This window comes from Streptomyces sp. NPDC058257, from assembly GCF_042881845.1.
Classification (GTDB): Bacteria; Actinomycetota; Actinomycetes; order Streptomycetales; family Streptomycetaceae; genus Streptomyces.
In genome coordinates this window covers 142,127-161,651 of record NZ_JBHVXJ010000003.1, presented here as the reverse complement: position 1 = coordinate 161,651, position 19,525 = coordinate 142,127, and the positions used below count along the sequence as shown (strand labels likewise).

Here is a 19,525-nt window from a genome sequence, read left to right as displayed (position 1 = left end):
GCCGCCTGGGCAGGGCTGCGCTCCGCGTCCACCAGCCCATTCCACGAGGCCCGGACGTCGTTGGCGCCCGGACCGGTCGGAACGGGCGCGCTGTCGACAGGTCCTCGGACTCACGAGCACGACAAATGCGCACTCATACACCGTTGCGGGACAGTTCCGGACTTGCACCGGATTCCCCTGCGGCGACAGCGAGCACGAGCATACATCTTGTGCTGGCTCTGGGCGGCAGCCCCATATCTTGTGTCGGCGTGGCCTGGTGAGGGCACAGGAATGCCAACGGGCCGCCGGAGAACCGGCGGCCCGTGTCGGACGGTGATCGGTGTGCGCAGGGGGCTCAGTGCCCGCCAGGCGCCCCCGCCGTGGCCGGCGGAAGCTCCTCCACGACGCCGGGGTCGCCCGCGTCCGCCGTGTAGTCGCCGGGAGAGGTCTCGTCGATGCCGTCAGGTGCCTTGGCGGCGCGCAGGACGAACGTCATGACCACGGTGACCACCAGGTTCAGGACGAACGCCGTGAGGCCGATGTAGCCGATCTCGCCGATGCCGGGGATCTCGTCGGACGAGCCGCCGAAGTGCTTCTGCGTCGGCGAGGCGACACCGTACGCGGCGACCGTCCCGTAGACCATGCCGACCGCCCAGCCCGCGAGCAGCGCCCAGCGGTGGAACCACCGTGTGAACAGGCCGCCGACCAGCGCGGGCATGGTCTGCAGGATCCAGATGCCGCCCAGGAGCTGGAAGTTGATCGCGACCGTCTTGTCCATGGTGAGGACGAAGGCGAGCGCGCCCACCTTCACCAGGAGCGAGACCAGCTTGGAGACTTTCATCTCCTGCTGTGGCGTCGCGTCCGGCTTGAGGAAGTCCTTGTAGATGTTCCTGGTGAAGAGATTCGCGGCCGCGATCGACATGATGGCGGCGGGCACCAGGGCGCCGATGCCGATGGCGGCGAAGGCCACGCCGGTGAACCAGTCGGGGAACATGTTCTCGAACAGCTGCGGAATCGCCAGCTGCCCGTTCTCCACCTTGACCCCGGCCGCGATCGCCATGAAGCCGAGCAGCGCGAGCAGGCCGAGCATCAGGGAGTAGAGCGGCAGGATCGTGGTGTTGCGGCGGATCACGTTGCGGCTCTTGGAGGAGAGCGTCGCGGTGATCGAGTGCGGGTACATGAACAGCGCGAGCGCGGAGCCGAGCGCGAGCGTGGCGTACGTCCACTGCCCGGTGTGCCCCGGCGCGAGACCCGCCACGGGCTTGCCCGCCGCCTCGTTCGCCGCCGAGAATTTCTCGTTCGCCGCCTGGAAGATGCTGTCGAAGCCGCCGAGCTTGATCGGGATGTAGATGATCGCGACGGCGATGACGAGATAGATCAGACCGTCCTTCACGAACGCGATCAGCGCGGGGGCGCGCAGCCCCGACGAGTAGGTGTACGCGGCGAGCACCGCGAACGCGATCAGGAGCGGCAGGTCCTTGATGAACCAGTTCGTGTCCGGACCGCCGCCGACGCCCATCACGTCGAGCACGGCCTGGATGCCGACGAGCTGGAGCGCGATGTACGGCATCGTGGCGAGGATGCCGGTGACCGCGACGGCAAGGGAGAGCCCCTTAGAGCCGAAGCGTCCGCGCACGAAGTCGGAGGTGGTCACGTATCCGTGCTTGTGCGAGACGGACCACAGGCGCGGCAGGAAGGTGAAGATCAGCGGGTAGACGAGGATCGTGTACGGCACGGCGAAGAAGCCGGCCGCGCCCGCCGCGTAGATCGCCGCGGGGACGGCCACGAACGTATAGGCCGTGTAGAGGTCGCCGCCGAGCAGGAACCAGGTGACCCAGGTGCCGAACGACCGGCCGCCGAGGCCCCATTCGTCCAGGCTCTCGGTCTCGGCCTTGCGCCAGCGCGCGGCCAGGAAGCCCATCGCCGTGACGGCGACGAAGAAGAAGATGAAGACGGCGAGGGCGATGCCGTTGACGCCGCCCGTGTCCGCTGCGAGCTCGTTCATCGGGTCGCACCCCCCTGGGCCTGCTCGGCCTTGCGGGCGCGCTGGTCACGCTGCCACAGCTTGTACGCGATCATGGTGAGAGCGGTGGAGATGAGCACCCACAGCATCTGGTACCAGTAGAAGAACGGGATGCCGATGAAGGTCGGTTCGACCTTCGCGTAGGAGCTCACCCAGAGCATCGCCACGAACGGCGCTACGAGACAGAGGGCAATGACCACGCGGACCGGCGTGATCACCGGTCTGCTCACTTCAGGCGCATCTGACACTTGCGGTTCCGCTCCCTCGCTTATCTCACCTTTAACGTGCGGGAAATCTAAGCGAGAGTATTGATCTATGGAACCCCTGTCCGGATAACGGACGTGTCGAAGCCTCTGCTCAGCGCCTGTTCAGCAGCAGCGGAACCCCTGCCGCGGATCCGACTCCTGCTGATCCGTGCGCATTCGCTCGAACTCCCTCCGGGTGGGCACGGATGCCCCGGGATGCGTCTTCCGCGTGTGCGCGACATAGCGGTCGTACGCGGATTCATCGGTCAACTCCCGTGCGTACCACCGCACCCACCGCAGCCCGCGGAGCACCCAGGTCATGACGGGACCTTCGCGTCGGTCTCAGCCTTCGCAGCCGCCAGCTCCGCCTTCTCCTCCTGGGTCGGCACGAGCCCGGCCGGCGCGGTCAGCCTCGACTCCACGTACTCGGCCTCGCTCAGCCGCGACGACCGCGGATCGCGGACGTGCTTCACGCAGATCCGGGCCGCGTCGGCGATCACGATGACGATGAGCAGGGCGAGCGTGGCCGAGAGGACGCCGTCCACCGTGGAGTTGGTGACGACGGTGTGCATGTCGTCCATGGACTTGGCGGGCGGCAGGATCTTTCCGTCGTCGATCGCGTCCTGGTAGATGGAGCGCTGCTTGAAGAAGCCCACGCGCGGGTCGCTGGAGAAGACCTTCTGCCAGCTGGCGGTCAGCGTCACCGTCGCGTCCCAGACCAGTGGAATCCCGGTGATCCAGGCCCACTTGAGGCGCCCCGACTTCACCAGGAGCGTCGTGCAGACGGCGAGCGCGACCGCGGCGAGTAGCTGGTTGGAGATGCCGAAGATCGGGAAGAGCTGGTTGATCCCGCCGAGCGGCTCGTGCACGCCCACCCAGAGGAAGTAGCCCCACAGGCCTGTGACGACCGCGCTCGTGATGATGAGTCCTGGCTTCCAGCTGACGCTCTTGAAGGGTTTGTAGACGTTCCCGAGCATGTCCTGGAGCATGAAGCGGCCCACGCGCGTGCCCGCGTCGAGCGCGGTCAGGATGAACAGCGCCTCAAACATGATCGCGAAGTGGTACCAGAACGCCTTCATGGAGCCGCCGGTGACCTTCGAGAAGATCTCGGAGACACCGATCGCGAGCGTGGGAGCGCCACCGGTGCGCGAGAGCAGCGAGGACTCCTCGACGTTCTTGGCGGCCTGCGCCAAGTCCTCGGGGGAGATGGAGTATCCAAAGCCCGCGACGGCTTGCGACGCGGCCTGGACGTTGTCCCCGATGACCCCGGCGGGCGCGTTCATCGCGAAGTAGAGCCCCGGGTCGATGATGCTCGCCGCGACGAGAGCCATGATCGCGACGGCCGACTCCATCAGCATGGAGCCGTAGCCGATCATCCGGATCTGGGTCTCCTTCTGGACCATCTTCGGCGTCGTGCCCGACGAGATCAGCGCGTGGAAACCGGACAGGGCCCCGCAGGCGATGGTGATGAAGACGAACGGGAAGAGCGATCCGGCGAATACGGGCCCGTCGCCGCGCGAGGCGAAGTCGGTCACCGGGTCCATCTTCAGCGTCGGCAGCGTGACGACGACGCCGATCGCGAGCAGCAGGATCGTGCCGATCTTCATGAAGGTGGAGAGGTAGTCGCGCGGCGCGAGCAGCATCCACACCGGCAGGATCGATGCGATGAATCCGTACGCCACCAGCCAGATGACCAGCGTCGACGGCGCGAGCGTGAAGGTGTCCGCGAGCGACGACTCGGCGACCCGGCGCCCGGCGACGAGCGCGATCAGGAGCAGCGTGATCCCGATGAGGGAGACCTCGCTGACCCGCCCGGGGCGCAGGACCCGCAGGTAGAAGCCCATGAACAACGCGATCGGAATGGTCATCGCGATGGAGAAGGTGCCCCACGGCGAGTCGGCGAGCGCGTTGACGACGACGAGCGCGAGCACCCCGAGCAGGATGATCATGATGGCGAAGGCGGCGAGCAGCGCGGCGGCCCCGCCGAAGGGGCCGATCTCCTCGCGCGCCATCTGGCCGAGCGACTTGCCGTCGCGCCGCGTGGAGAAGAAGAGGACGACCATGTCCTGCACGGCGCCTGCGAAGATCACCCCGACAATGATCCAGATCGTGCCCGGCAGATAGCCCATCTGCGCGGCGAGTACGGGCCCCACGAGCGGCCCCGCGCCCGCGATGGCCGCGAAGTGGTGGCCGAGCAGGACGCGGCGGTCGGTCGGGTGGAAGTCGATGCCGTTGTCCAGGCGCTCCGCCGGAGTGGCCCGGTTCTTGTCGACCTTCAGGACACGGTTGACGATGAACTTGGAGTAGAAGCGATAGGCGATGGCGTACGAGCCGAGGGCCGCGGCCACCATCCAGGCGGCCGACACCTCCTCGTCGCGCGAGAGCGCAAGCACGGCCCAGCCCGCGGCGCCCACAAGGGCGACGAGGGTCCAGATGACGATGGATCGGGGATTCGCTGTGCGCACCGGGTCGTCCTCCCGTTCATCACGCTCATCATGCGATGACGGGAGGACCGTAGAGCAGCACGGCGATCTGGCGCCAGACCCCGGACGAGGGTCAGTGGGCGGGGAGAGACCGGCCGGTGAGGAGCAGCGGTCAGTCCGTGGGGCGTTTGAGGCGTGCCACGAACTTGTAGCGGTCGCCCCGGTAGACCGAACGGACCCACTCCACCGGCTGGCCGCCGCCGTCCAGGGAGTGCCGCGACAGGAGCAGCATCGGCAGGCCCACGTCCGTGCCGAGCAGGCCCGCCTCGCGCGGGGTCGCGAGGGAGGTCTCGATCGTCTCCTCGGCCTCCGCGAGATGGACGTCGTACACCTCGGCGAGTGCCGTGTAGAGCGAGGTGTACTTGACCAGGGAGCGGCGCAGGGCCGGGAAGCGCTTGGCCGAGAGGTGCGTCGTCTCGATGGCCATGGCCTCGCCGTTGGCGAGCCGGAGCCGCTCGATCCTGAGCACCCGGCCGCCCGTGCTGATGTCGAGCAGTCCGGCCAGGGTGTCGTCGGCGGTGATGTAGCCGATGTCCAGGAGCTGGGAGGTGGGTTCCAGGCCCTGGGCCCGCATGTCCTCGGTGTACGAGGTGAGTTGCAGCGCCTGGGACACCTTGGGCTTGGCCACGAAGGTGCCCTTGCCCTGGATCCGCTCCAGGCGGCCCTCGACGACCAGCTCTTGGAGGGCTTGGCGGACCGTCGTGCGGGAGGTGTCGAACTCGGCGGCCAGCGTGCGCTCCGGGGGGACCGGGGTGCCGGGCGGCAGTGTCTCCGTCATGTCGAGCAAGTGGCGCTTCAGGCGGTAGTACTTGGGCACGCGCGCGGTGCGGCCGACGCTCGGGGCCGCGCCCGCGTCGGTCTCGGTACTGCCTGCCTCGCTGCCCATGCGCTGCCTTCCCGGCTCCTGTGCTGCTGCCGTCACCGGCTCCTCCGTCTGTCGCGGCTCACATCGTGGCACGTACCGGGCCGAGGGGGTCCCCCTGCCGAGCGAAGTCGCGAGCTCGGGGGAGGACTGAGCCCTCAGGTGTCGGTCCGATAACGGACCTGACAGCCCTTCTTATACACCCTTGACACCCCTAAAGGTCTAGGCCAAGCTCCCCGTACTGGTCTACACCATTAAAGACCAGGTTCCAGTCCCACGGGCAGATCTCGGTCCATTCGGTCGCTGCGGGTGGGGGGTTGACTGGCATCCCTTGAGGAGGGTGACGTGAAGCGCAAGCTCATAGCGGCCATCGGTGTCGCGGGCATGTTGGTCTCGATCGCAGCGTGCGGCAGCGACGACAGTGACGACAAGAAGGCCGGGGCGGACGGCTTCAAGGGGGAGACCCTGACGCTCTGGGCGATGGACGGCTCCACGCCCGCCGGCTGGACCAAGGACGTCAAGGCCGCCTTCGAGAAGAAGACCGGCGCCAAGCTGAAGCTCGAAGTCCAGCAGTGGAACGGCATCCAGCAGAAGCTGACGACCGCTCTCTCCGAGGAGAACCCGCCGGACGTCTTCGAGATCGGCAACACCCAGACCGCCGCGTACGCCAAGACCGGCGGCCTCGCCGACCTGAGCGACCTCAAGGAAGGCGTCGGCGCCGACTGGACCGAGTCGATCAACAAGTCCTCGGTCGTGGACGGCAAGCAGTACGCCGCCCCGTGGTTCGTCCTGAACCGCGTCGTGATCTACAACAAGAAGGTCTGGGCCGACGCCGGCATCAAGGACACCCCCAAGACCCGCGCCGAGTTCCTCAAGGACCTCAAGCAGATCGGCTCCAAGACCGAGGCCGAGCCGATCTACCTGCCGGGCCAGAACTGGTACCACTTCGTCGGCCTGACCATCGGTGAGGGCGCCGAGCTGGTCAAGAAGGACGGCGACAAGTACGTCTCCAACCTGACCGACCCCAAGGTCGCCAAGGCCATGAAGACGTACAAGGAGTTCGCGGACCTCTCCAAGGCCCCCAAGAACAAGGACGAGGCCACCCCGCAGCAGGCCGAGGTCTTCGCCAAGGGCAAGACCGGCGCCTTCATCGGCATGAGCTGGGAGGCCGCGACCGCGATCAAGGCCAACCCGAAGATCGAGAAGGACATCGGCTACTTCACGATCCCCGGCGCCACCGCCGCCAAGCCCGAGGGCGTCTTCCTCGGCGGCTCGAACTTCGCCGTCGCCGCGACCAGCAAGAAGCAGGAGCTCGCCAAGGAGTTCCTGAAGATCGCGCTGAACGACAAGTTCGAGGGTGCGCTCGCCAAGGAAGGCGGCGTCATCCCGAACAAGCAGGCCCTGGAGGCCCAGCTCAAGGGCAACCCGGCCGCCGAGGCCATGGCCCCTGCCACCGCCGGCGGCGGCACCACCCCGCTGATCCCGGAGTGGGCGGCGGTCGAGAACCCGCCGAACCCGATCAAGAACTACATGACCGCGGTGCTGAACGGTAAGTCGAACGACGACGCCGCCAAGCAGGTCGAGGGCGAGCTCAACAAGCGCCTGTCGCAGAAGCAGTAAGGACGCGCTCCTGCCGGGGACTTCGGGCCCGGGGTGACTTCCGCCCCCGGGCCCGCTGCCCCGGCACAGCGCTGCGTTCCGCGATGCCCACGAAAGAGATGGCGAGCATGACCGTGCAGACCGAACGGCCGCCCACCGGCCCGCCGGACGTCGTGAAAACGGACGGACGGCCGGGAGATCCGGGCAAGCCCCGCGAGCGTGCCCGGTCGCTCGCCCCCTACCTGCTCCTGCTTCCCGCGATCGCGGCCACGCTCGTGTTCCTCGGCTGGCCGCTGATCAACAACGGGATGCTGTCGTTCCAGAACCTCAACATGAGGCAGTTCATCCTCCACCTCACGGAGTGGAACGGGATCGACAACTTCAAGGAGGTCCTCACCGGAGAGGACTTCTGGCGGGTCACCGGGCGCTCGATCGCGTTCACCGCGATCAACGTCGTACTGATCATGGCGATCGGCACGCTTGTGGGCCTGCTGCTGGCACGCCTCGGCAAGCGGATGCGCACGCTCCTCCTGGTCGGGCTCGTGCTCGCCTGGGCGATGCCGGTCATCGCGGCGACGACCGTCTACCAGTGGCTGTTCGCCCAGCGCTTCGGCGTCGTCAACTGGGTCCTGGACAAGGCCGGCTGGCACTCGATGGCCGACTACGACTGGATGGGCAGCCAGCTCTCCACGTTCTTCGTGGTCATCTTCCTGATCGTCTGGATGTCGATCCCGTTCGTGGCGATCAACCTGTACGCCGCGACGACGGTGATCCCCAAGGAGCTCTACGAGGCCGCGTCGCTCGACGGCGCAGGCGCCTGGAAGCGCTTCACGAACGTCACGCTGCCCTACCTGCGGCCCTTCCTCTACGCGACGACGTTCCTGGAGATCATCTGGGTCTTCAAGGCGTTCGCGCAGGTCATGGCGCTCAACGAAGGCGGCCCGGACCGGCTCACCGAGATCCTGCCCGTCTACGCCTACATCGAGGGCATGGGCAACCAGCACTTCGGCATGGGTGCGGCGATCGCGCTGCTCACCATCGTGATCCTGCTGGCCCTGACCGCCTTCTACCTGCGGATCGTGCTCAAGCAAGAGGAGGACGAGCTGTGACGCGCACTGCTTCGTCGAGGTTCCGGCGGATCTGGCCCAACGCGGTGGCCGTCGTACTCTTCATCGGCTTCGTCTTCCCGGTCTACTGGATGTTCGCCACGGCCTTCAAGCCGACCGGCGACATCATCAGCGAGGATCCGGTGTGGATCCCGACCGACGTGACGTTCGAACACTTCAAGACGGCCGTGAACGCCGACCACTTCTGGACGATGGTCGGCAACTCCCTCACCGTCACGCTGCTCGCCGTGGTCTCCTCGCTGATCATCGGCCTGGCGTCGGCGTTCGCGCTGGCCCGGATGCGGTTCAAGGGCCGCAAGGGCTTCATCATCGGCTTCATGCTGGCGCAGATGGCGCCCTGGGAAGTCATGGTCATCGCGATCTACATCATCGTGCGCGACGCCGACATGCTGAACAGCCTCGTCCCGCTCACCCTCTTCTACATGGTGATGATCCTGCCCTTCACGCTCCTGACGCTGCGCGGCTTCGTCGCCGCGGTGCCGCGCGAGCTGGAGGAGTCGGCGATGGTGGACGGCTGTTCGCGGATGCAGGCGTTCCGCCGGGTGATCCTGCCGCTGCTCGCGCCGGGTCTGATGTCAACCTCGCTCTTCGGATTCATCACCGCCTGGAACGAATTCCCGCTCGTCCTTGTCCTCAACAAGGAGGCGGAAGCCAAGACCCTGCCGGTGTGGCTCTCCGGTTTCCAGACCGCCTTCGGTGACGACTGGGGTGCCACCATGGCCGCCGCCTCGCTCTTCGCCATCCCGATCCTCGTCCTCTTCGTCTTCCTGCAGCGCAGGGCCGTCAGCGGTCTGACCGACGGTGCCGTGAAGGGATAACACGCCATATGACGACACTCGCCCGCCCCACCGACACCCTGACCCGCGACGCCCTGACCGTCCTGCAGCCCGGCTTCGTCGGGACCAGCGCGCCCGACTGGCTGCTGCGCAGGATCGGTGAAGGCCTCGCCTCGGTCGGCCTGTTCGGCCGCAACATCGCCTCGCCCGAACAGCTGGGCGCACTGACGGCCCAGTTGCGCGCCGAGCGCGACGACGTCCTGGTCGCCATCGACGAGGAGGGCGGTGACGTGACCCGCCTGGAGGTCCGCTCCGGCTCCTCCTTCCCCGGCAACCTCGCGCTCGGCGCGGTCGACGACACCGGGCTCACCCGTGACGTGGCCGCCGAGATGGGCCGCCGGCTCGCCGCGTGCGGCGTCAACCTGAACTGGGCGCCGTCCGCCGACGTCAACTCCAACCCGGACAATCCCGTCATCGGCGTACGTTCCTTCGGCGCGGATCCTCTCCTGGTGGCCCGGCACACCGCCGCGTACGTCGAGGGGCTGCAGTCCGCGGGCGTCGCCGCCTGCACCAAGCACTTCCCCGGGCACGGCGACACCGCGGTCGACTCGCACCACGACCTGCCGCGCATCGGGGTCGACCCCGATGTGCTGCGGGCACGCGACCTCGCGCCGTTCCGCGCGGCGATCGCCGCGGGCTCGCGCGCGGTGATGAGCGCGCACATCGTCGTCCCGTCCCTGGACGCGGAGTACCCGGCGACCCTGTCGCGCCGCATCCTGACGGGCCTCCTGCGCGAGGAACTGAACTACGACGGCCTGATCGTCACGGACGGCATGGAGATGCAGGCCATCGCCGCCACCTACGGCATCGAGCGCGGCAGCGTGCTCGCCATCGCCGCCGGTGCCGACGCGATCTGCGTGGGCGGCGGCCTCGCTGACGACGAGACGGTCCTGCGCCTTCGTGACGCGCTGGTCGGGGCCGTCCGCTCGGGCGAGCTCTCCGAGGAGCGCCTCGCCGACGCGGCCACGCGCGTACGTGCGCTGGCCCACTGGACCTCGATGCCGGGCGCGGCCGATCGTTCGGGGGGCGCGCCCGGCACCGAGATCGGCCTGGTCGCGGCCCGCCGTGCTCTGACGGTCACCCGGGGCGAGTCCTACACGGCCCCGCTCACCGAGGCTCCGTACGTCGCCGCCTTCACCCCGATGGCCAACATCGCGGTGGGCGACGAGACCCCGTGGGGCGTCGCAGCCGAGCTGGAACGCCTGCTCCCGGGCACTCGGACGGGCAGCTTCACCGGCGCGGACGCGGGTGCGCTCGCGCTGGCCGAGGCGGGGGAGCGGCGAGTGGTGGCCGTCGTCCGCGACGCTCACCGCCACGGGTGGATGGCAGAGGCCCTGACCACCCTGCTGACGGCCCGCCCCGACACGATCGTGGTCGAGATGGGCGTGCCCCGCTCAGCCCCGAGGGGCTCCCTCCACATCGCCACGCATGGAGCGGCCAGGGTCTGCGGCCTGGCGGCGGCAGAGGTGATCACAGGGGCTTGAGCAGTGCCCCGTGAGGGTCACGGGGAGCTGCGCGACCGGCCCTGACGCACGCGTGGCGTGACGACAGACGAAAGGTGCCGGGGCGCCCCAGCGGGGGCGCCCCGGCACCTTCGTACAGCCCGACTCGCCTACAGGCCCTGCCAGGCCGGCTTCGCCGCGAATGTGGCCCGGAAGTACTCCCCGAGCTTCAGCTTGGAGGCCGCGGCCTCGTCCACGACGACGGTCGCGTGCGGATGCAGCTGCAGAGCCGAAGCCGGAACCACCGCGGCGACAGGCCCCTCCACCGTCGCGGCCACCGCATCCGCCTTGCCCTCGCCCGTGGCGAGCAGCACCAGGTGCCGGGCCTCCAGGATCGTCCCGATGCCCTGGGTGATCACGTGATGCGGCACCTGCTCGATGTCCCCGTCGAAGAAGCGCGCGTTGTCCACCCGCGTCTGCTCCGTCAGCGTCTTGATCCGCGTACGCGAGGCGAGCGAGGAGCAGGGTTCGTTGAATCCGATGTGCCCGTCCGTGCCGATGCCGAGCAGCTGGAGGTCCACGCCGCCGGCCGCCGCGAGCGCCTCGTCGTACGCCTCGCACGCCGCCTGCACGTCCTCGGCGCTGCCGTCGGGCCCCATGAAGGACTTCTCGCTGAGCCCAAGCGGCTCGACGACCTCGCGCAGCACCACGGAGCGATAGGACTCGGGGTGCCCGGCGGGCAGCCCCACGTACTCGTCGAGCTGGCAGATCCGGGCCTGCGAGGCGTCCACGGCACCGGAGCCGACCTTGGCGGCAAGGGCTTCGTAGATGGGCAGGGGGGTGGATCCGGTGGCGACACCGAGCAGGGCGTCAGGCTTACGGCGCACCAAGGCGGCCATGGCCTCCGCGATGAGCTCGCCGCCTGCCTTGGCGTCCGGGACGATGACAACTTCCACGCTGGGCCTGCCGATCTGGAGAGGGGACTCACGGGTCTGGAGAGAGGACCCACGGGCAATGTGGTATAGACCAATCTAGCAGAGCTGGCCCATCTGAGCCCCAGGTTCTCGGGCTCAAGTTCCCTCGTTCCATGCTCGACTCTCCGGCCCGCCCCCGCCCGTCGAGCACCCCCCGCCCGTCCCGCCCGTCGAGTTCCATATCCCAGTGCCCAGTGCCCAGTGCCCAGTGCCCAGTGCCCAGTGCTCAGCGCCCGGGGTCCGGAGCCCTAGGCCAGTGAGCCTCCCGTCACGTCCATCCACTGGCCGGTCACCCAGCGCCCGTCGTCCGACGCGAGGAAGGCCACCACGTCGGCTATGTCCGCAGGGGTGCCGACCCGGCCGAGCGCCGACATCGCCGCCGCGCCCGCCCAGGCCTCCTTGTTCGCGTCGCCGCGCAGCCACTCGGCGTTGACGTCCGTGTCCACGATGCCCGGCGCCACCGAGTTGACCGTGATGCCGCGGGGGCCGAGGACCTTGGACAGATTCCGTGTGAAGACGTCCAGGGCGCCCTTGGTCATGGCGTACGTCAGGATCTCCGGCAGGACCGCCGCCTGGGAGACGCCCGACGAGATGTTGATGATCCGCCCGCCGTCGCGCAGCCGCCGCTCGCCGAGCTGGGCGATGAAGAACGGCGCCTTGGCGTTGACCGCGAACAGCCGGTCGAACTCCGCCTCGTCCGCATCGGCGAACGGCCGCGACGTGCCGATCCCCGCGTTGTTCACCAGGATGTCCACACCGTCCGCGTGCGCGTCGAACGCCTCCCACAGCGCTGCCGCGTCTCCTGGCACCCCGAGCTCGGTCCCGATCGCGAAGGCGGAGCCCCCGGCCGCCACGATCGCCGTGACCGTCTCCTTCGCCGCCACCGCATTGCTGCCGTAGTGCACGGCGACCCGCGCGCCGTCCCGCCCGAGCCGCTCGGCGATGCCCCGCCCGATGCCGCGACTGCCGCCCGTGACCAGTGCCGTCTTCCCCGCAAGCGCGCCCATGGGAGCCGCCCCCTATTTCTCTAGTGGTCGTTACAGAAAAAACCGTAGCGCACTCCGCGTCGTTTTTCTAGCGCTCGCTATACAATTCCCTCCATGGCGACGAAACAACGTGGACGCCCCCGCTCCTTCGACCGCGAGACCGCGCTGGAGCAGGCGCTGCGCACCTTCTGGGAGCAGGGGTACGAGGCGACATCGGTCACGGACCTCACCCGGGCCATGGGTATCGGCGCCCCGAGCATGTATGCGGCCTTCGGTGACAAGCAGTCACTGTTCGAGGAGGTCGTGCTGCTCTACGGGCAGACGCACGGCTCCTTCGGCGAGCGCGCGTTCGCGGAGGAGCCGACCGTCCGCGGCGGAGTCGCGCGCATGCTGCACGAGGCCGCGGACAAGTACACGGAAGACGGGCACCCGCACGGCTGCCTCGTCATCTGCGCCGCGACGAACTGCGCGACACCGGAGATCGACGCCGGTCTGCGCGATCGCCGCAACGCCAACATCAGCTCCATCGAGTCCCGCATCAGGGCCGCCGTCGCCACGGGCGAGCTCCCCCCTCGGACCGACGCCCCCGCCCTGGCCCGCTACACCGGAGCCGTGCTCCAGGGCATGTCCCAGCAGTCCCGCGACGGCGCGACCCGACGCGAGCTCGAAACGGTCGCCGAGATGGCCATGCGTGTCTGGCCGGATGTGTGAATCCGCTGGGACGGCATGCGTGAGTCCGCTCGGGCGGCATGAATAAGTCCGCCGGGCGACGTATAGCTCTGCCGGGCGACAAGTGAGAGAAAGAGACAACAACAAACATCTGCCGACGCGTAGACACAGGTGAATGGTCTAGTCCACAATGCGTTGGTAAAGCATCCGTCCTTCCCGCACAGGAGGGCGGACCGAGGAGCCGGCACTCTCTGCCCTGACCGTGTCGGATCCTCCGATCGACCGCCTGGTACCGCACATTCCGGTGGTCGGTGTTCCTGAAGGGCTGCGGTGCCGTGGGTGGGTTGAGGGTCCCGCCCTGGCGCCGCGGCTCGACGGGAATCTCCCGGAGCGGACCCGCCGGACCTGCCAGGTACGCTCGCACACGTGCCCTCCATGAACGATCTCGTACGCCAGCACACCGCTCTCGGTGACTCCGATCTCGAGTGGCTGCACCTGCTGGTCTCGGAGTGGCAGCTGCTCTCCGACCTCTCCTTCGCCGACCTCGTGCTGTGGGTACCCACCCGTGACGGCACCCGCTATGTCTCCGTGGCGCAGATGCGGCCCAACACCGGCCCCACCTCCTACCAGGACGACATGGTCGGCCATCTCGTCCCGCGTGGCCGCCGCCCGCTGCTCGACGCCGCCCTGGACGAGGGCCGCATCGTGCGCGAGGGCGACCCCGAGTGGCGCGAGGAGGTCCCGGTGCGGGTCGAGTCCATTCCCGTACGCAGGGAAGGGCGCGTCCTGGGTGTCATCGCCCGCAACACGAACCTGCTCACCGTGCGCACCCCCTCACGCCTGGAGCTGACCTACCTTCAGTCGGCATCGGACCTCGCCCAGATGATCGCCGCGGGATCCTTTCCGTTCCCCGGTCAGCAGGTCGACATGGACGCGTCTCCACGGGTGGGCGACGGTCTGCTCCGGCTCGACGCGGACGGCATCGTCCAGTACGCGTCGCCGAACGCGCTCTCCGCGTACCACCGCCTCGGCCTCGCCGCCGACCTGGTCGGCCACCACCTCGGCACGGCGACCGCCGAACTGGCCCCGTCCCGCGGCCCGGTGGACGAGGCACTCGCCAAGGTCGCCAGCGGCTGGGCGCCCCGTGAGTTCGAGATCGAGGGCGGCGACGGCGTGATCCAGCTCCGCGCGATCCCGCTCAAGCCCAAGGGCCCGCGCATCGGTTCACTCGTACTCCTGCGCGACGTCACTGAACTGCGCCGACGCGAGCGGGAATTGATCACCAAGGACGCGACCATCCGGGAGATCCACCACCGGGTGAAGAACAACCTCCAGACGGTTGCCGCCCTTCTTCGCCTGCAGGCACGCCGCATTGACTCCGCCACCGGCCGCGAGGCACTGGAGGAGGCGGTACGCCGCGTGGGCTCCATCGCCATCGTGCACGAGACGCTGTCCCAGAACCTGGACGAGCGCGTGGAGTTCGACGAGATCGCCGACCGTGTTCTCGCGATGGTGGCGGAGATCTCGCCCGGCAAGGTCACCGGCCGGCGCACCGGACGCTTCGGCATCCTGGACGCCGAGGTCGCGACCCCGCTGTCGATGGTCCTCACCGAGGTTCTGCAGAACGCCCTGGAGCACGGCTTCCAGGAAGGCGACACCGGCACGGTCGAGGTCTCCGCCGTACGCGGCAGCACCACCAGCAAGGACGGCCGCCTCCTGATCACGGTCCAGGACGACGGCGTCGGCCTGCCCGAAGGCTTCGACGCGCACCGCTCGGGCAACCTCGGCCTGCAGATCGTCCGCACCCTGGTCGAGGGCGAGATGGGCGGTACGTTCGACATGGTGCGGGCGCCGGAGCGTGGCACGCAGGTCGTCCTCGACATCCCGGTGCGCGGCGACAAGTAGCGCCGGGACGCGGCCGATCGCATACGTACACACACAACGCCGATCGCGTACGTACACACACGACAAAGCAGTGAGCCCCGGACCGAAATGGTCCGGGGCTCACTACTCACGTTGCGTTGCGCATCGGGGGTACTGCGCGGCTGCGGCTCGGGGGCGGGAGATGCGTACTCGCTGTACGCGCCGCCGGGCTCAGGCTCGTAGGGGGCGTGAGCGTCAGGCGCTTGCCTGGCGTGCACGGTTGCGAGCGGCGCGGCGCTTCATTGCACGGCGCTCGTCCTCGCTGAGGCCACCCCAGACGCCGGAGTCCTGGCCGGACTCGAGCGCCCACTGCAGGCACTGCTCCATGACGGGGCAGCGGCGGCAGACGGCCTTGGCTTCCTCGATCTGCAGCAGCGCAGGACCGGTGTTGCCGATGGGGAAGAAGAGCTCGGGGTCTTCCTCGCGGCAAACGGCGTTGTGACGCCAGTCCATGGCTGCTACCTCTCCTTGGTATTACATGCAAGTTGCTTGTGAATGTGAACGCTTTCACGAATCCCTCGACGACGGAAGGGACGTTCGTCACATACGCGACGATGTCCTATGTGTTGAGGAGGGGGTTCTGGCTTTCTGTGGGGCCGATGTTGCGGGCCGTCCCGATCGCCATGTAGAGATTCGCAAACCTCGGCGGCGGATACAACCCCTTCCGGGAAGTTTTTTTTGATTCCTCAGTGTCGACTGGGTCACAGCCGTACTTCCATGGGGTGGATCCTGGCCTAAACGTTCGAGTGAAAGGACTTTGGCCCCTTCCACTCACACAATCACACGCAGTGCACGGCGTACGCCTGTGAACGTCACGCTCGTGCGCAGCCCCAGGTGGTCACCGTCCATCTGGAGGGGGAGCGGCACCTTCGAATGCAAGGTGAAGTCGGTGAGGTCATGGAGCGTAACCGCGTGCTTGCCGTGTGGTCCGCGATCAGGCGTCGACGTCAGGAGTTGGGTCCCGTACCGGGCCACCGCAGTGGTGGAGAGCTTGCTCAGACCGAGCACGTCCAGACCCGAGTCGAAGGAGGCCTGCGGGGACGCGTACATCGGGCGATTGCCCAGGTAGGTGTAGGGAGAGGTGTTGCAGACTATGGAGAGCACGAGGTCGGTCACCGGGTCCTCGCCGGCCCGTTCCAGCGTGATCATTCCGTGCCTGCGGTGCGGCTCGTCGATGAACTGACGGAGCACCTGGCGCAAATACAGCGCATGGGTGGACCGCTTCCCGCGTTCCCTCTGTTGTTCGACCCGGCCCACCACTCCCGCGTCGAATCCGAATCCGGCGGCGAAGGTGAACCAGCGCGAGGGGACGGCTTCGTCCTCCGTGCCGGGAGTGCCCGACACCTGGCCCAGGCTCACTGTCCGTTCGCTTCCCTCACGCAGGGCGTCGAGCAGGGCGCCCGTCGCCTCCACGGCGTCGTTGGGCAGACCGAGGGCTCGGGCGAAGACGTTGGTGGAGCCGCCGGGGACGACGGCGAGGCGGGGCAGGCGGTCCGGGGCGGGTCCGCCGTGCAGCAGGCCGTTGACGACCTCGTTGACCGTGCCGTCCCCGCCGAGGGCGACGACCAGCTCGATGTCCTTGCTCTCCGCGGCCTGTCTTCCGAGGTCCCGGGCATGGCCGCGGTACTCCGTGGTGACCGCTTCGAGTTTCATCTCGCTCGCCAGCGCGTGGATCAGTACGTCACGCGTGCGCGCGCTGGTGGTGGTTGCCGCTGGGTTGACCACAAGAAGTGCACGCATGCGAAGCAGAGTACCTAGCGGTCTTTACCCGGCCTAGACCGAGGGGGCGGACCGGGGCCCGGAGTACGGACACGCACAGCTACGCTGCATGGGTGAGCACTGAGCGGAACCCCACCCCACAAGCCCCGGAATCCGGCCCGCGTCCCGGACGTCTGACGGCCGCCGCGGCGCTCGCCGCGCTGGAGGGCGTCGCACTCATCGCGGCGGGTGTCTACATGCTCGTGATGGGCCTCGCGGGTGACCCCGACAACCCGGAACAGGCCACGACGGGCGGCGTCACGCTGATCGTCCTCGCGCTCCTGCCCCTGCTCGCCGCACGCGGTCTCCTGGGCCGCCGCAGCTGGAGCCGGGGGCCCGCCATCATCACGCAGATCATGGCGCTTCCGGTGGCCTGGCAGCTGCTGCAGGCGGACAGCATGGCCATCCCGGTCGGCATCGTGCTCGCCGCAGTCGCGGTGGCCGCGCTCGTCCTGCTGGTCAACCCCGCCACGACCGAGGCCCTTGGCATCCGGGGGCCGGGGAACGCACAGGACGACGTGAAGTAGCCGTCCCGCACGAGACGTCCCGAAGGAGCAGGCCCGGAGGGGTGGCCTGCTCCTTCGTCACTCCTCGACGAGGAGCTTCTCGCGCAGCTGCGCGAGTGTGCGGGCGAGGAGCCGGGAGACGTGCATCTGGGAGATGCCGACCTCCTGGGCGATCTGCGACTGCGTCATGTTGCCGAAGAACCGCAGCAGCAGAATGCGCTTCTCGCGTGGTGGAAGGTCTTCCAGGAGCGGTTTGAGGGATTCCCTGTACTCGACGCCCTCAAGGGCCTCGTCCTCCGAGCCCAGGGTGTCCGCGACCGCCGGCGACTCGTCGTCCGTGTCCGGCACGTCGAGCGAGAGTGTGGAGTACGCGTTGGCCGACTCCAGGCCCTCAAGGACCTCCTCCTCGGAGATGGCCAGCTTCTGGGCGAGCTCGTGCACCGTGGGCGAGCGGCCGTGCAGCTGGGACAGCTCGGCGGTCGCCGTGGTCAGGGCGAGCCGCAGCTCCTGGAGGCGCCGCGGCACCCTGACCGCCCAGCCCTTGTCGCGGAAGTGCCGCTTGATCTCGCCGACGACCGTGGGTGTCGCGTACGTGGAGAACTCCACGCCGCGCTCCGGGTCGAAGCGGTCCACGGACTTGATCAGGCCGATGGTGGCGACCTGCGTCAGATCGTCAAGGGGCTCGCCGCGGTTGCGGAAGCGGCGGGCCAGGTGCTCGACGAGCGGCAGGTGCATGCGGACCAGCTTGTTGCGCAGCTCCGCGTACTGGGGGCTGCCGCTCTCCAGCTCGCGCAGCTCGATGAACATCGCGCGTGCACCGCTGCGGTCCTGCGGATTATGCCGGGTGTGCTGCTGCTCACCGTGATCGCTCATGTATCCCGCCCGTTGCCCGCCGCTCCGGAAGGAGGGCTTTGCGCGCTCCTCCCCGGCGGTCGGCTCTGCCTGCTCCGACGCGTCAGCCACAGTCGGCGGACCCGGCTGCTCCGGATCCTCCGGGTGTGGCCTGGCCTGCTGCTCGGGGATGCCCGTGAGGGGCGACTCCGCCGGAGCCGCGCGCCCCCTCGTCGGCTCTATCGGCGTATCTCCCCGCTCGCCGGGCAGATCTCGTGTGCCGCGCTCTTCGTTGCGCACCGGCCCCTCCCCGTCCCTCACGCCGGCCCGGGTCCCGCGCCGCGCTTCTTGTAGAGGCTGATCGAGACGGTCTTGTCCTCGGCCACGGTGGAGTCGACCTGACCCGCCAGAGCGGACAGCACGGTCCAGGCGAACGTGTCCCGCTCCGGGGCCCTGCCGTCGGTGGTCGGAGCCGAGACGGTCACCTCCAGGGAGTCGTCGACGAGTCGGAAGACGCAGCTGAGTACCGAACCGGGCACGGCCTGCTGGAGCAGGATCGCGCAGGCCTCGTCGACCGCGATGCGGAGGTCCTCGATCTCGTCGAGAGTGAAGTCCAAACGCGCCGCGAGACCGGCCGTGGCCGTACGCAGCACCGACAGGTAGGCACCCGCAGCCGGAAGGCGGACCTCGACGAAGTCCTGATTCCCGGGCTCGCCTGCGATCTGGGACACCCTCACCTCCAAGGTGGTACAAGCACTTTCGGGGCTCCAGGTCCGCCGTCTACCGGCGGTCCGGACTGCGTCACACGGGTAACGCACCACGTAGTTCAGCGGTGACGCTATCGCGCTCCCCAGTTCCGTGTCCCGGGGACCCCGCTCCGTTGCTGTCACTCATAGTAAGCCTAAGGGTACGGAGAGTGGCTAGGGGTCGCGCGGTCCCAATTGGAGAGTACGGGCGTCGGGTTGACGTACCCAGGCCTCAGACGATCGAACCGTCCACGAAGCACCAACGCCAGCTCTCGCCCGGTTCGAAGGTCCTCATCACCGCGTGTCCGGTGGCCTCGAAGTGGGCCGTCGCGTGCCGGAAAGGCGAGGAGTCGCAGCAGCCCACATGCCCGCAGTCCAGGCAGAGCCGCAGTTGCACCGGGTGACTGCCGACGGCGAGACACTCCGGGCAGGTCTCGCTCAGCGGGGCGGGCTCAGGGTGCGGCAGCGTTGCCACATGTGGGCACTCGTTCATGATTGCCAGGTTACGACGGGAACGCGTATCGCGGAGGGCCTGA

Annotated in this window: 19 protein-coding genes and 1 riboswitch; of the genes, 7 read left to right on the top strand and 12 right to left on the bottom strand. The window is 68.4% G+C overall.

Annotation, left to right across the window (positions count from 1 at the left end; all coding sequences use genetic code 11):
* Positions 1-99: 99 nt before the first annotated feature.
* Positions 100-177: riboswitch (cobalamin riboswitch) on the bottom strand.
* 157 nt (positions 178-334) lie between these two features.
* From mctP to ACFVXC_RS09660, 5 genes are all read right to left on the bottom strand, one after another.
* Positions 335-1,984: a monocarboxylate uptake permease MctP gene (gene mctP, locus ACFVXC_RS09680; RefSeq protein WP_389903374.1), complete on the bottom strand. Its 1,650-nt coding sequence runs from the start codon at positions 1,982-1,984 to the stop codon at positions 335-337.
* The gene (locus ACFVXC_RS09675) at positions 1,981-2,250 is read right to left on the bottom strand and encodes a DUF3311 domain-containing protein (protein WP_249587841.1); all 270 of its coding nucleotides are present in this window, start codon (positions 2,248-2,250) and stop codon (positions 1,981-1,983) included. The genes mctP and ACFVXC_RS09675 overlap by 4 nt, the downstream gene beginning before the upstream one ends.
* Positions 2,251-2,370: 120 nt before the next feature.
* Positions 2,371-2,568, bottom strand: a complete 198-nt coding sequence (locus ACFVXC_RS09670) for a YbdD/YjiX family protein (protein WP_389903372.1) — start codon at positions 2,566-2,568, stop codon at positions 2,371-2,373.
* Positions 2,565-4,712 (bottom strand): carbon starvation CstA family protein, encoded by a 2,148-nt coding sequence (locus tag ACFVXC_RS09665; protein ID WP_389903370.1) that lies wholly within the window; start codon positions 4,710-4,712, stop codon positions 2,565-2,567. The genes ACFVXC_RS09670 and ACFVXC_RS09665 overlap by 4 nt, the downstream gene beginning before the upstream one ends.
* A gap of 130 nt (positions 4,713-4,842) precedes the next feature.
* Positions 4,843-5,616: a GntR family transcriptional regulator gene (locus ACFVXC_RS09660; RefSeq protein ID WP_389904392.1), complete on the bottom strand. Its 774-nt coding sequence runs from the start codon at positions 5,614-5,616 to the stop codon at positions 4,843-4,845.
* 321 nt (positions 5,617-5,937) lie between these two features.
* Between ACFVXC_RS09660 and ACFVXC_RS09655 the strand changes: the two genes are divergently transcribed.
* The 4 genes from ACFVXC_RS09655 (at position 5,938) to ACFVXC_RS09640 (ending at position 10,638) form a co-directional block, all read left to right on the top strand.
* The gene (locus ACFVXC_RS09655; protein ID WP_389903367.1) at positions 5,938-7,212 is read left to right on the top strand and encodes an extracellular solute-binding protein; all 1,275 of its coding nucleotides are present in this window, start codon (positions 5,938-5,940) and stop codon (positions 7,210-7,212) included.
* A gap of 107 nt (positions 7,213-7,319) precedes the next feature.
* Positions 7,320-8,300: a carbohydrate ABC transporter permease gene (locus tag ACFVXC_RS09650; protein WP_389903364.1), complete on the top strand. Its 981-nt coding sequence runs from the start codon at positions 7,320-7,322 to the stop codon at positions 8,298-8,300.
* A 29-nt stretch (positions 8,301-8,329) separates the two neighbouring features.
* Positions 8,330-9,136, top strand: coding sequence for a carbohydrate ABC transporter permease (locus ACFVXC_RS09645; protein WP_389904390.1), 807 nt, complete (start codon positions 8,330-8,332; stop codon positions 9,134-9,136).
* 8 nt (positions 9,137-9,144) lie between these two features.
* On the top strand, positions 9,145-10,638 hold the full coding sequence (locus ACFVXC_RS09640) for a glycoside hydrolase family 3 protein (protein ID WP_389903361.1): 1,494 nt from the start codon (positions 9,145-9,147) through the stop codon (positions 10,636-10,638).
* Positions 10,639-10,766: 128 nt separating this feature from the next.
* On the opposite strand, the gene nagB is transcribed toward ACFVXC_RS09640, so the two are convergent.
* Both nagB and ACFVXC_RS09630 read right to left on the bottom strand, forming a co-directional pair.
* Positions 10,767-11,552: a glucosamine-6-phosphate deaminase gene (gene nagB / locus ACFVXC_RS09635; RefSeq protein ID WP_389903358.1), complete on the bottom strand. Its 786-nt coding sequence runs from the start codon at positions 11,550-11,552 to the stop codon at positions 10,767-10,769.
* Between the two features lie 266 nt (positions 11,553-11,818).
* On the bottom strand, positions 11,819-12,577 hold the full coding sequence (locus ACFVXC_RS09630) for an SDR family oxidoreductase (RefSeq protein ID WP_389903357.1): 759 nt from the start codon (positions 12,575-12,577) through the stop codon (positions 11,819-11,821).
* A 93-nt stretch (positions 12,578-12,670) separates the two neighbouring features.
* On the opposite strand from ACFVXC_RS09630, the gene ACFVXC_RS09625 reads away from it, so the two are divergent.
* Positions 12,671-13,267, top strand: a complete 597-nt coding sequence (locus tag ACFVXC_RS09625; protein ID WP_389903355.1) for a TetR/AcrR family transcriptional regulator — start codon at positions 12,671-12,673, stop codon at positions 13,265-13,267.
* A 393-nt stretch (positions 13,268-13,660) separates the two neighbouring features.
* Entirely contained in the window at positions 13,661-15,130 is a 1,470-nt protein-coding gene (locus ACFVXC_RS09620) for a sensor histidine kinase (RefSeq protein WP_389904389.1), read from the top strand.
* A 213-nt stretch (positions 15,131-15,343) separates the two neighbouring features.
* On the opposite strand, the gene ACFVXC_RS09615 is transcribed toward ACFVXC_RS09620, so the two are convergent.
* Positions 15,344-15,601: a WhiB family transcriptional regulator gene (locus ACFVXC_RS09615; RefSeq protein ID WP_016639615.1), complete on the bottom strand. Its 258-nt coding sequence runs from the start codon at positions 15,599-15,601 to the stop codon at positions 15,344-15,346.
* Between the two features lie 318 nt (positions 15,602-15,919).
* Positions 15,920-16,888, bottom strand: coding sequence for a diacylglycerol/lipid kinase family protein (locus ACFVXC_RS09610; protein WP_389903354.1), 969 nt, complete (start codon positions 16,886-16,888; stop codon positions 15,920-15,922).
* 92 nt (positions 16,889-16,980) lie between these two features.
* Between ACFVXC_RS09610 and ACFVXC_RS09605 the strand changes: the two genes are divergently transcribed.
* Positions 16,981-17,433 (top strand): hypothetical protein, encoded by a 453-nt coding sequence (locus ACFVXC_RS09605; RefSeq protein ID WP_389903351.1) that lies wholly within the window; start codon positions 16,981-16,983, stop codon positions 17,431-17,433.
* A gap of 57 nt (positions 17,434-17,490) precedes the next feature.
* On the opposite strand, the gene ACFVXC_RS09600 is transcribed toward ACFVXC_RS09605, so the two are convergent.
* From ACFVXC_RS09600 to ACFVXC_RS09590, 3 genes are all read right to left on the bottom strand, one after another.
* Positions 17,491-18,564: an RNA polymerase sigma factor SigF gene (locus ACFVXC_RS09600; RefSeq protein ID WP_389903349.1), complete on the bottom strand. Its 1,074-nt coding sequence runs from the start codon at positions 18,562-18,564 to the stop codon at positions 17,491-17,493.
* Positions 18,561-18,974, bottom strand: coding sequence for an anti-sigma regulatory factor (locus ACFVXC_RS09595; RefSeq protein ID WP_356256223.1), 414 nt, complete (start codon positions 18,972-18,974; stop codon positions 18,561-18,563). Before ACFVXC_RS09595 ends, ACFVXC_RS09600 begins: the two co-directional genes overlap by 4 nt.
* A 247-nt stretch (positions 18,975-19,221) precedes the next feature.
* A complete protein-coding gene (locus ACFVXC_RS09590) occupies positions 19,222-19,482 on the bottom strand; it encodes a UBP-type zinc finger domain-containing protein (RefSeq protein WP_389903347.1) in 261 nt (86 codons plus the stop codon).
* Between the last annotated feature and the right edge of the window lie 43 nt (positions 19,483-19,525).

Coding starts and splice junctions, on each gene's coding strand:
- mctP (WP_389903374.1), bottom strand. CDS start 1,984: ATGAACGAGCTCGCAGCGGACACGGGCGGCGTCAACGGCATCGCCCTC.
- ACFVXC_RS09670 (WP_389903372.1), bottom strand. CDS start 2,568: ATGACCTGGGTGCTCCGCGGGCTGCGGTGGGTGCGGTGGTACGCACGG.
- ACFVXC_RS09660 (WP_389904392.1), bottom strand. CDS start 5,616: ATGGGCAGCGAGGCAGGCAGTACCGAGACCGACGCGGGCGCGGCCCCG.
- ACFVXC_RS09650 (WP_389903364.1), top strand. CDS start 7,320: ATGACCGTGCAGACCGAACGGCCGCCCACCGGCCCGCCGGACGTCGTG.
- ACFVXC_RS09640 (WP_389903361.1), top strand. CDS start 9,145: ATGACGACACTCGCCCGCCCCACCGACACCCTGACCCGCGACGCCCTG.
- ACFVXC_RS09630 (WP_389903357.1), bottom strand. CDS start 12,577: ATGGGCGCGCTTGCGGGGAAGACGGCACTGGTCACGGGCGGCAGTCGC.
- ACFVXC_RS09625 (WP_389903355.1), top strand. CDS start 12,671: ATGGCGACGAAACAACGTGGACGCCCCCGCTCCTTCGACCGCGAGACC.
- ACFVXC_RS09620 (WP_389904389.1), top strand. CDS start 13,661: ATGAACGATCTCGTACGCCAGCACACCGCTCTCGGTGACTCCGATCTC.
- ACFVXC_RS09615 (WP_016639615.1), bottom strand. CDS start 15,601: ATGGACTGGCGTCACAACGCCGTTTGCCGCGAGGAAGACCCCGAGCTC.
- ACFVXC_RS09610 (WP_389903354.1), bottom strand. CDS start 16,888: ATGCGTGCACTTCTTGTGGTCAACCCAGCGGCAACCACCACCAGCGCG.
- ACFVXC_RS09590 (WP_389903347.1), bottom strand. CDS start 19,482: ATGAACGAGTGCCCACATGTGGCAACGCTGCCGCACCCTGAGCCCGCC.